This window comes from Shewanella sp. Isolate7 (assembly GCF_022398425.1).
Lineage (GTDB): Bacteria > Pseudomonadota > Gammaproteobacteria > Enterobacterales > Shewanellaceae > Shewanella.
Genome location: NZ_JAKEVJ010000184.1, coordinates 1 through 796, shown reverse-complemented (window position 1 = coordinate 796; position 796 = coordinate 1). Strand labels below are relative to the sequence as shown.

The window sequence follows — 796 nt, the reverse complement described above, 5'->3', positions numbered from 1 at the left end:
GTCCCGGCAAAGTTCGGGCGCTGAAGAAGCATCCCCGCAAGAATAAAACCGCCATCAACATCGAGTATTTAAAAGCCAGCATTCGGGCGAAGGTAGAACACCCGTTTCGAATCATCAAATGTCAGTTCGGCTTTATCAAAGCACGCTATAAAGGGCTGACGAAAAATGACTCACAGTTAGCCATGCTATTCACCTTGGCGAACCTGTTTAAAGTAGACCAGATGTTACGACGACAGCCAAGATCTGTCTKAAATCCGGGAACAGCCTGGAATTAGGTCGAAATTCGGCGTAAAACGGCAGTATGTTGGCCAAAATTGAACACTTAGCGTTCAAAAATCAGGCGGGCCGCTCAAAACCTCGCTCTATACCTAAATTGCAGGACTTGTTCGCAGTTTCCCTAGAGAAGGCATCATAAATATACGGTTCATTGGCTACAAGACCTGAGGAAAGCTGAATCCTTATATACTGAATCGCCCCCCACATCTTTTAGTTAGATATGGTGTGGAATTTGTCCATAAGACTCGGGGCAGTTCGTAGGCTAAAAGTCGTCTAGGGAAGATGCGAATAAGTCCCTGATGTGAGATCATAGCTACATAGTAAATCACAGCCATTACCGCCCATGAGCCAACAGTTAACTTTTGCCGATAGTGAGTTTTCCAGCAAGCGCCGCCAGACCCGTAAAGAGATTTTCTTATCTCGGATGGACAACCTGTTACCATGGACTCAACTGCTGGAAGTGATTGAGCCCTTTTATCCAAAAGCGGGCAATGGTCGTCGTCCCTATCCACTGGAAACG

The 796-nt window shown here is 46.4% G+C and carries 1 protein-coding gene and 1 pseudogene; both read left to right on the top strand.

Translation table 11 applies throughout. The annotated features are described in order from the left end of the window. Positions 1-275: transposase (locus tag L1D47_RS20895; protein WP_239886637.1), on the top strand; the 275-nt coding region annotated here is incomplete at its 5' end. Positions 276-619: 344 nt separating this feature from the next. Then, positions 620-796, top strand: a pseudogene (locus L1D47_RS20890) (IS5/IS1182 family transposase); the annotation flags it as partial.